Source organism: Streptomyces sp. SID5910, from assembly GCF_009862125.1.
In the GTDB taxonomy this organism is placed as follows: Bacteria; Actinomycetota; Actinomycetes; order Streptomycetales; family Streptomycetaceae; genus Streptomyces.
Genome location: NZ_WWHX01000216.1, coordinates 1 through 5,802, shown reverse-complemented (window position 1 = coordinate 5,802; position 5,802 = coordinate 1). Strand labels below are relative to the sequence as shown.

Genomic DNA, 5,802 nt, shown 5'->3' with positions numbered 1-5,802 from the left:
GCCACCAGCGAGGACGAGCAGGCGGTGTCGACGGTCAGGCTGGGACCGCGCAGATCCAGCGCGTACGACAGCCGCCCCGACGTCACCGCCCGCAGCCGGCTGCCGGCCATGGCGCCCGCGTCCGAGCCTGCGGCCGGGCCGCAGAGGTCGGCGTAGTCACCGGTCGCCTGGCCGACGTAGACGCCCGTCGGTGTCCCGGACAGGGTGGAGGGGCGTATCCCCGAACTCTCGAGCGCTTCCCAGACGACGTGCAGCAGCATGCGCTGCTGAGGGTCCATCAACCGCGCCTCGCGGGGCGAGATGCCGAAGAAGGCGGGGTCGAAGTCCAGCAGGTCCGGCACGGTGCCGGCATAGGGAGGCGCGGCGCCCGCCGACCACTTCGCCAGCGCGGGCCGGTCCGCGGGCAGGGGACCGACCGCGTCCTCGCCACGCCGCAGCAGCTCCCAGAACTGTCCGACGTCCGCCGCTCCCGGGAAACGGCAGCCCATTCCGACGACCGCGATCCAGGAGTCCGTCGGCTGCGTCATGAGGTCTCTCCCTCCGGTGCGTATCGCAGTCCAAAGATGGACTACAGGGCACTGTCCCTCGGTGCGGTTCCCGCGAGAGCAGCCGGAAAGCATCTCGATACGGTGACAAGCGGAGCGTCATATTCGCGCGTGTGCAGTCGAGTTGGGGGAAGTCGGGCCGTCGCAGGCATTCGTGTACTGTGATGCATGGATGAACTCAGACTCACCGATGTACGAAGGTATGCGTACGGATCCGTGAGGAGACAACGGGTGGACGTCCAAGTGCTGGGGCCGCTGAGCGTGACGATCGCCGGCCGCTCCGTGGTGCCCACGGCTATCAAGGCACGAAAGCTGATGGCGATGCTGGTGATGAATCCGGGGAGAGTCGCGCAGGTCGGCACCATCGAGCGCGAACTGTGGGACGACGCGGTGCCGGTCAGCGCCGCGACCGGTATCCAGAACAACGTGCTGCAGATCCGCAAACGGCTGGCGCAGGCCTGCCGGGAAGCCGGCTCGGCAGCGGATCCCAAGCGCCTTCTCGTCACCGAACCGACCGGATACCGGCTGGCCCTGGCGGTCGAGCGCAGCGATCTCGCGGAACACCGAAGGCTGGTGCGCGAGGCGGACGAGGCGGAGGACCGGGGAGATACGGAGCTGGCGTCGGAGCGGCTGAATGAGGCCCTGTCGCTGTGGCGTGACGAGCCCCTGGCCGATGTGCCCGCCGGCCCCGTTCTCACCGCCCACCTGCTGCGCATGGAGGAGGACCGCAAGGTGGTGCTGTTCCGCCGTCTCTCCCTCGACCTGCGGCTGTGCCGGTACTCGGAGGTGATCGGCGAACTGCGTGCCCTGACCGCACTGCATCCCCACGACGAGGCGCTGCACGAACGGCTGATGACCGCCCTCTACCTGTCGGGGCGGCGCGGGGAGGCCCTGGACGTCTACGCCGCGCTGCGGTCGGCGATGGCGGGCGAGCTCGGCCTGGAGCCCTCACCGCGCCTTCAGTGGCTGCAACGGACCGTGCTGGAGGCATCCCAGGCTCTCAGTCAGGAGCAACTGAGCCGCCAGTTGGCCGCGGTGGCCTGAGACCACCGCGGCCGGACCGCGGGCAGGGAGGCCCGTCAGGCGGCCCGGGCGACCGGAACGCCCCGCCTCCCCTCCCGGGAGCGGCCGGCCGGCGAGGGACGCCCGGCCGCCGCCCGGCGGGCCGCGGCGGCCAGCTCCGCGGCCACCAGGTCCCGGCCTTGCGGGGCGAAGGGGAAGAAGTGCCCGCCCTCCACCACCCGGCCCCTGAAGGGGCCCGTGGTGAACGGGGCCCACAGGGGCAGCGTGACCGCGGGCACCAGCGGGTCGTCCGCACCCGACAGCACGGTGACCGGCCGGCGCAGCCTGACCGGGTCGACCGCCGCCATCGCGCGGTGCGCCACCAGCAGGTCGTGCGCCAGGACGCGTCGCTCCGCGGTCAGTTCCGGAGCCGACAGGGCGTTCTCCGGCAGTCCGTGACCGGCGAACACCGCCGCCAGGGTGGCAGGCTCCCGTCCGCCTGCGGCGCGCGTGCAGCCGCGGGTGCCCGGCATGCCGCAGGTCAGTACCAGCTCCGCGCAACCGCCGCCTCCCGCGGGTGCGGCGACCCGCCGGTCTGCCGCGTGGGCCGTCAGCACGGCGAGCAGCGAACCGAGACTGTGTCCGTAGAACACCGTGGGCGGAGCGGCGCCCGGCTCCGCCGCCGAGGCCGCCAGTTCCCGGGTCACCCCCGCCACGGCGTCCTCGGGCGTGTACCGCGGCGCCTCCGCGTGCCGCAGCTCGCGGCCCGGCGGCAGTACGCCCAGCACGTCGAGGTCGTCCGGCAGCAGGTCCGCGAGCGGCCGGTAGGGCGCTGTTCGCGCACCGGCGTGCGGGAACATCACGACGCGGCCCCGGGCAACCCCGCGCGCCGGCCTCAGCGGTACCGTCCAGCGACGGTGTGCGTGGCTCAGCGCCGCCGCGTCACGCGGTTCAGTGTTGACTCGCATGGTCTCGCCTCCTCGGACAGAGCCGGTGCCGGGCCGGAACTCCGGCCGCTTCGGCGGGCTCCTCCCGCCGGGCATCCGACGTGTGGCTCCAGGTGTTCGCGCACGCGGGTGGAGCGCGGCCCGGGGGACCGGTTCACCCGTGGCCCGCCTGGCGCCAGGACCGGGGTGAACAGCCGCCGACCGCTCGCCGCCAGGTCGCCGGACGCGCCGGGGCTTCGTCGGGTGCGGGTCCCGCGGCAGCCGGGACACCACGCCCGGCCAGTGCCGCGAGCAGTGCCGCGAGTTCGGTCGCGTCCGGTTCGCCCCGCACGACGCGGAGCAGGGGAGCGGCGTCGCCCGCGGGGGACTGGCCGCTCACAGCGGGGGGTTCCCGTGTTTGCGGGCCGGCAGGTCGGCGTGCTTGTCCCTCAGCATCCGCAGCGCGTCGACGAGCACCGACCGGGTGTCGGCCGGGTCAATCACGTCGTCCACCAGTCCGCGCTCCGCGGCATGGAAGGGGTGCATGAGCTCCTGCCGGTACTCCTCCACCAGCTTCGCCCGCATGGCCTCTGGATCGTCGGCCCCGGCGATACGCCGCCGGAACACGACGTTCGCCGCCCCCTCCGCGCCCATCACGGCGATCTCGTTGCCCGGCCAGGCATAGGACAGGTCTGCCCCGACGGAACGCGAGTCCATCACGATGTAGGCGCCACCGTACGCCTTGCGCAGGACCACCTGGACACGGGGGACGGTGGCGTCGCAGTACGCGTACAGCAGCTTCGCCCCGTGCCGGATGATGCCGCCGTGCTCCTGGCCCACGCCGGGCAGGAAGCCGGGCACGTCCACCAGGGTCACCAGCGGGATGCTGAAGGCGTCACACATCTGCACGAACCGGGCGGCCTTCTCGGAGGCATGGATGTCCAGCACGCCGGCGGTGTGCCCGGGCTGGCTCGCCACGAATCCGGTGACCTGCCCGTCCATCCGGGCCAGGGCGCACACCACGTTGGGCGCCCACCGCTCGTGCACCTCCAGGAACTCGCCGTCGTCCACCACCTCCCCGATCACCCGCCGGACGTCGTAGGAGCGGTTCGCGTCCGCCGGGACCAGATCGAGCAACGTCTCGCAGCGCCGGTCGGCGGGGTCGTGCGACGGGTGGTCGGGAGGCAGTTCGCGGTTGTGGGACGGCAGCAGGGTCAGCAGGTACCGCACGTCCTGAAGACAGCTCTCCTCGTCCTCGTGCACGAAGTGCGCCACGCCCGACACGTCCGCGTGCACGTCGGCACCGCCGAGCCCGTCATGGCCGACGTCCTCGCCCGTGACGGCGCGTACCACGTCCGGGCCGGTGACGAACATCTGCGAGGTTCCGCGCACCATGAACACGAAGTCCGTCAGCGCCGGCGAGTAGGCGGCACCCCCGGCGCTCGGCCCGAGCATGACGCTGATCTGGGGGATCACACCCGAGGCTCGGACGTTGCGGCGGAAGATGCCGCCGTAGCCGGCCAGTGCGCTCACGCCCTCCTGGACGCGGGCGCCCGCCCCGTCGTTGAGGGAGACCAGCGGGGCCCCGGCGGCCAGCGCCAGGTCCATCACCTTGTGGATCTTCTCGGCGTGGGCCTCACCGAGCGTCCCGCCGAACAGCCGGAAGTCGTGGGCGTAGACGAAGACACGCCGCCCGTACACCGTTCCCCACCCCGTCACCACCCCGTCGGTGTGCGGTCGGCGGTCCTCCAGGCCGAAGCCGGTGGCGCGGTGGCGCCGCAGCGGTTCGATCTCCCGGAACGAGCCGGGGTCGAGCAGCAGGTCCAGCCGGTCCCGCACCGTCAGCCTGCCCTTGTCGCGCAGTCGCCGGGTGGCGTGCGGATCACCGGCGGACACGGACCGCTTCAGCGTGCGCAACCGCTGTACGCGGTGGTGCGCTTCGTCCACCGGGGGCCCGCCCCCGGGCATCGCGGCGCGACGGTCAGCCTCCTGATATGCCATCGTTGCCTCCTCGGGTCGCGGACGCCCGGTCACGGGCGCCCCGGTTCTGTCCGTTCCGCGGCGCCGCCGCGTCACCGCCGCCGGAGCCGCGGACGCGCACGCCACGGTTCACAGCCCCATGCCGAGGCCACCACCCACGGGGAGAACCGCCCCGGTGATGTACCCCGCCTCCGGCGAGGCGAGGAAGCGCACCGCCGCGGCCACTTCGCCGACCGTTCCGGGCCGTCCCAGCGGGGTCATCCGCATGAGTTCCGCCATCCGGCCCTCGCCGATGCCGGCCGTCATGTCGGTGCGGATGATGCCGGGCGCGACGACGTTGACGGTGATCCCGCGATCGGCCAGCTCCCACACCAGGGAGCGGCACAGACCCACCAGTCCGGCCTTGGCGGCGGCGTAGTTGGTCTGGCCCGGCGACCCGGTGAAGCCCAGCACCGACGACAGCAGCACGAGACGGCCGCGCCGCTCCGGCAGCATGGCGCGCACGGCATTGCGGGCCGTGGTGAACGCGCCGCGCAGATTGGCGGCCAGCACGTCGTCGAAGCCCTGCTCGGTCATCCGCAGCGCCGGGGTGTCCCGCGTGGCACCGGCGTTGGCGACCACCACCTCCACCGGCCCGTGCTCCGCCTCGGCCGCCTTGAAAGCCGCTTCGACCTGTTCCGGCACGGTCACGTCGGCGGTGAGACCCAGGGCCCCCGCCGGGGGCCGCCCGGAGCGCAGGGTGACCGCCACCCGGTCACCGTCGGCGGCGAACGCCTCCGCGACGGCCCGGCCGATGCCCCGATTGCCGCCCGTGACCAGCACGGACCTGCTCATGTGCAATTCCTTTCGCTTGGCCCGCACCCGCGCCGCGCGAGCGCGGGCACGGGCCGGGGGGAGGGTGTCAGACCGCGGTCAGCACCAGGGCGGCGTTGTGCCCGCCGAAGCCGAGCGAGGTGCTGACGGCCACATCGATGCCGACCGCGCGGGGAGCACCGCTGACCACGTCGAGATCGATGCGCGGGTCGCGCCGCTCCAGGTTGGCGGTCGGCGGAACGGTGCCACGCTCCACCGCCAGCGCGGTGTACGCCGCCTCGATCGCGCCGGCGGCTGCCAGGGCGTGCCCGGTGACCCCCTTCGTCGAGGCCACGGCGGGACGCTCGCCCAGCACCCGGCGCAGGACCGCGCCTTCGATCAGGTCGTTCATCGGCGTGGACGTGCCGTGTGCGTTGACGTGGTCGACCTCGCCGGGCGAGACGCCGGCGTCCGCGAGTGCCTGCCGCAGCGCCCGCTGGATACCGCGCCCCTCGGGATGCGGCGCGGTGGCGTGGTGGGCGTCGGTCGCAGCGCCA

At 73.2% G+C, this 5,802-nt stretch carries 6 protein-coding genes and 1 pseudogene; 1 reads left to right on the top strand and 6 read right to left on the bottom strand.

Annotated elements, in window-relative coordinates; translation table 11 throughout:
• Positions 1-527 (bottom strand): beta-ketoacyl [acyl carrier protein] synthase domain-containing protein (locus GTW67_RS07580; RefSeq protein ID WP_161164033.1); only part of this gene is annotated, 527 nt, incomplete at its 3' end.
• Positions 528-776: 249 nt separating this feature from the next.
• On the opposite strand from GTW67_RS07580, the gene GTW67_RS07575 reads away from it, so the two are divergent.
• Positions 777-1,589, top strand: a complete 813-nt coding sequence (locus tag GTW67_RS07575) for a BTAD domain-containing putative transcriptional regulator (protein ID WP_161164032.1) — start codon at positions 777-779, stop codon at positions 1,587-1,589.
• Positions 1,590-1,624: 35 nt separating this feature from the next.
• On the opposite strand, the gene GTW67_RS07570 is transcribed toward GTW67_RS07575, so the two are convergent.
• The 5 genes and pseudogenes from GTW67_RS07570 to GTW67_RS07550 form a co-directional block, all read right to left on the bottom strand.
• A complete protein-coding gene (locus GTW67_RS07570; protein WP_161164031.1) occupies positions 1,625-2,515 on the bottom strand; it encodes a thioesterase II family protein in 891 nt (296 codons plus the stop codon).
• A gap of 133 nt (positions 2,516-2,648) precedes the next feature.
• A complete protein-coding gene (locus tag GTW67_RS07565; protein ID WP_161164030.1) occupies positions 2,649-2,873 on the bottom strand; it encodes an acyl-CoA carboxylase epsilon subunit in 225 nt (74 codons plus the stop codon).
• Positions 2,870-4,441, bottom strand: a complete 1,572-nt coding sequence (locus GTW67_RS07560; protein WP_161164034.1) for an acyl-CoA carboxylase subunit beta — start codon at positions 4,439-4,441, stop codon at positions 2,870-2,872. The genes GTW67_RS07565 and GTW67_RS07560 overlap by 4 nt, the downstream gene beginning before the upstream one ends.
• Positions 4,442-4,582: 141 nt before the next feature.
• Positions 4,583-5,287, bottom strand: coding sequence for an SDR family oxidoreductase (locus tag GTW67_RS07555; RefSeq protein ID WP_161164029.1), 705 nt, complete (start codon positions 5,285-5,287; stop codon positions 4,583-4,585).
• Between the two features lie 67 nt (positions 5,288-5,354).
• Positions 5,355-5,802, bottom strand: a pseudogene (locus GTW67_RS07550) (3-oxoacyl-ACP synthase); the annotation flags it as partial.

Excerpts from the sequence above, each read along its gene's own strand:
- GTW67_RS07570 (WP_161164031.1), bottom strand. The coding sequence starts at position 2,515 with ATGCGAGTCAACACTGAACCGCGTGACGCGGCGGCGCTGAGCCACGCA.
- GTW67_RS07555 (WP_161164029.1), bottom strand. The coding sequence starts at position 5,287 with ATGAGCAGGTCCGTGCTGGTCACGGGCGGCAATCGGGGCATCGGCCGG.
- GTW67_RS07560 (WP_161164034.1), bottom strand. The coding sequence starts at position 4,441 with ATGCCCGGGGGCGGGCCCCCGGTGGACGAAGCGCACCACCGCGTACAG.